This window comes from Delftia sp. ZNC0008 (assembly GCF_000799035.1).
GTDB classification, from domain to species: Bacteria; Pseudomonadota; Gammaproteobacteria; order Burkholderiales; family Burkholderiaceae_C; genus Comamonas; species Comamonas tsuruhatensis.
Window position 1 is genome coordinate 1 of sequence record NZ_JTKZ01000724.1, and the last position, 674, is coordinate 674.

The 674-nt window shown below is 70.2% G+C and carries 1 protein-coding gene; it reads left to right on the top strand.

Going from position 1 to position 674, the window contains the following annotated elements; genetic code table 11:
- Window positions 1–162: 162 nt before the first annotated feature.
- Window positions 163–674, top strand: a 512-nt coding sequence (locus tag L995_RS23500; RefSeq protein WP_047473897.1) for an RraA family protein, incomplete at its 3' end; no start/stop codon positions are given.

Below are 674 nucleotides of genomic sequence, written 5' to 3' on the forward strand. Positions count from 1 at the left end.
CCCGCCAGGGCCTGCCAGGCGGCGGCATCATCGCCCTCGCGCCGGCAGGTGACCAGCTGCACGCCACGCGCAGGCCTGGGATGCGTTCTGAGCGGCAAGACAGCGGTATCGACACAGACAACAGACACAGACACGGACACGGACACAGACGGAGACACAGCAGTGAGCAAGATTCCCGGATTCCATATCCACGCCCGGCCCGAGGCCGCCCTTGGCGATGCGCTGCTGCAGCGCTATCGCGGCTTTCCGGTCGCCAATGTCAGCGACGCCATGAGCCGCACCACGGGCACCTCGGCGCTGCGGCCCTTCCATCGCCGCCAGGGGCCGCTGGTGGGCCGTGCGCTGACCGTGCGCACGCGGCCCGGCGACAACCTCATGGTGCACCAGGCCATCGACATCTGCGGCCCCGGCGACGTGATCGTGGTGGATGCGGGCGGCGCCGGGCCCAACGCCATCATTGGCGAGATCATGCTGGCGCTGATGATGGCGCGCGGCGCGGCCGGCATCGTCATCGACGGGCTGATCCGCGACAGCGACACCATCGGCCAGCACGGACTGCCCGTGTATGCGCGCGGCGTCTCGCACCGTGGCCCCTACAAGGACGGTCCCGGCGAGCTGCACGTGCCCGTCAGCATCGACGGCATGGTCGTCCACCCGGGCGACCTGGTGCTGGG